The organism is Chimaeribacter californicus, from assembly GCF_002858675.1.
Classification (GTDB): Bacteria; Pseudomonadota; Gammaproteobacteria; order Enterobacterales; family Enterobacteriaceae; genus Chimaeribacter; species Chimaeribacter californicus.
Genome location: NZ_PJZF01000046.1, coordinates 1 through 2408 on the forward strand (window position 1 = coordinate 1; position 2408 = coordinate 2408).

Below are 2408 nucleotides of genomic sequence, written 5' to 3' on the forward strand. Positions count from 1 at the left end.
GTAATTGCCTACCTAACCCTCATTGCCTCAACCGAGCAGGGCGCGCCAGTGCGCTCGCCCTGCACCCGCGCACTTTCGGTGGTTTGGCTGAATCATTGCACGCTCTCGCGTATCCCCTCATTTCACCTCCGGGCTTTCGGGCCGCCGCTAATGACAGTCCCTGTCATGGGCGGCTCTCGCGGGCATCCATGCCCGCTCACCCGGCCCTTCGTCTCCATTCGGCAATGATTTTTACGCCCCCACCAGGCTGCAAATATTTAAGTATGTAAGGAAAGAGTAGGGGGCTTTTGGGGTTTTATATTATTTGGTGGCTCTTAATTTTAATGTTATTAATTCAATGGTTTTGCTTTATAAGAAATAATAAAGAAATTCTGTTTTTTGATTTTTTAAATAATTGATCGTTATCAATGTTTAATTATAAGGTGATTGTAAGTGATTCGCGTCAGGCATAGCATAAATTGCACCTCTGGTTTCAAATAAAAAAAGAATCTTATAAGAATACTTTCTGAAGTGATGACGTGCAGAAGGAATGCCGATGAGTGATTATAGGGAAATAGCCGAACGCATTGTTAAGATAATTATCTCGCCTGACACCGTTGTAGGGTTCATGGATGGGGTGATGTCTGTACCGATTGACCTCGGTTATATGGTGTATGGCTATTTTGATACGGAGGCGCATTACGCTCACGATCGCGGAAGAATGCGAATTGCGCAGGCCATACATAAAGGAATTCTTAGTCATGATCGTATTTCTGACGCGGTACAGATCATTTTTACCGAGTTTGATAAGCAGATTACGGAAAGTGACCAGAATAAAATATATAGCCGTGTAGTATCTTCTGTAGTTGGTCGAATATTAACCAACTCTAAGATTTCGGCAAGAATTGCAGTGGTTATAGCAGGGGGAACATTTATCCACACTAAAATAGGCGGAGGAGCTATTGGCAGTGTGTTCCTTCTGGGAGGAATGACTGAACGTTGTATCAGGGCATCAGAAAAACTCAGCGTAGAAGAGCCGGAAGCCTATCAATTACTGCGACCCAGGGATTATGACCTGCTCTACTTTTTACTTGAACCGGCACTTAAACCTTTTATTGATGCGCTATCGGTAAAACGACATCAGGGGACGTATGCTTTTAATAAAATCCTGATGCTGGTTGAAGAAGAGTTAGGTAATCACCATGGGTAAAAAATGCATCAGTTTCCTTACGGATATGGTTGGAGGGCTTATCGGTACTGCAACCTTTGGTTTATCGATTTTCTTATTATGCTATATCGATTACTGGCCTTTTAAATTAATTGCATTTATCGCGACGTATGTCTGTGCCTATTTTATTGGCCTTTTTCTGGATAAGATATTCAAAATTAAAAACGATGAGCGATAATAAAAAGGAGGGTGGTGATGAGCAAGCTCGCATGGATTAAGAAAAAGTCAAAAGGATGTGTGTGGGAAATTTTGGGGGCAGTTCTTCAAACCATTTTCTTCTGCTTAACTGCTTTTTGGCTCTTCCATTTTGAAACCTGGACAGAGAGGCTGATTGCTATTGTCGCCACCTTTGCCTGTTATTATGTTATCGGTACGTTGATCGATAAGTTTTCTTCAGAAGAGTAAAACCAGCATTCTCATCATTCTCACTTCATTAATAAGGATCAAAAATGTCATACCCAGGTTATCTTTGGTTAACAGATGAAAATGGTTCCCCGATTATCGGCGGGTGTTTGGTGGCGGGACGGGAAGGGGCGATTGAATTACGGGAGGTAGTGCATGATATGTTTATTCCGTCCGATGGGCATACCGGCCGATTAACTTCTACACGGGTGCATACGCCATTTATCTTTCAGAAAGAGTTCGACCGGACAACGCCTATTTTATGCCGGGCGCTGTGCCATAACCTTATCCTGAAATCGGCCACCCTGAAAATGTACCGCATTACCGAATCCGGGCTTGAGAAAGAGTATTTCAATATCCTGCTGGAGAACGTCAAAATCACCCGGATTACGCCTACCCTATATCCCAGTACGCAGACCGGCACACATATGGAAACCGTCTATCTCCATTATGAATCCATCACCTGGAAACATTGCGAGGGGAATATCATCTGCAAAGATAGCTGGAATAACCGGGCCATCGCGTAACCGTTATCCGGGCATCCCTGCCCGCATCATAGAATATCTGCATCAGAGCGTCGGGTGGCGGCCCTGCATCGGGCTGACCGCTTCCAGCAATGCGGCGATGTGCAAAATCGTCATCTCCGTATGCCAGCGCCCGACGATCTGCACACTGATCGGCAACCCCTCTTTACTCATCCCGAACGGCAGCGCCACGCCGGGCAGCCCGGTGACGTTAAGCGGTACCGTCGCGCCTTGCAGGTAGGTGGCGTCTACCGTCTGGCCGTCAATCGTGAACG

Annotated in this window: 4 protein-coding genes; 3 read left to right on the plus strand and 1 reads right to left on the minus strand. The window is 45.6% G+C overall.

Annotation, left to right across the window (positions count from 1 at the left end):
- Positions 1 to 535 precede the first annotated feature (535 nt).
- The 3 genes from CYR55_RS22525 (at position 536) to CYR55_RS22540 (ending at position 2136) form a co-directional block, all read left to right on the plus strand.
- Positions 536 to 1189, plus strand: coding sequence for a hypothetical protein (locus CYR55_RS22525; protein WP_101818541.1), 654 nt, complete (start codon positions 536 to 538; stop codon positions 1187 to 1189).
- Positions 1190 to 1402: 213 nt separating this feature from the next.
- Positions 1403 to 1612 (plus strand): hypothetical protein, encoded by a 210-nt coding sequence (locus CYR55_RS22535; protein ID WP_101818543.1) that lies wholly within the window; start codon positions 1403 to 1405, stop codon positions 1610 to 1612.
- A gap of 44 nt (positions 1613 to 1656) precedes the next feature.
- Entirely contained in the window at positions 1657 to 2136 is a 480-nt protein-coding gene (locus CYR55_RS22540; protein ID WP_101818544.1) for an Hcp family type VI secretion system effector, read from the plus strand.
- A 42-nt stretch (positions 2137 to 2178) separates the two neighbouring features.
- On the opposite strand, the gene CYR55_RS22545 is transcribed toward CYR55_RS22540, so the two are convergent.
- The coding region (locus CYR55_RS22545; protein ID WP_241522215.1) for an amidase family protein at positions 2179 to 2408 on the minus strand (230 nt) is incomplete at its 5' end.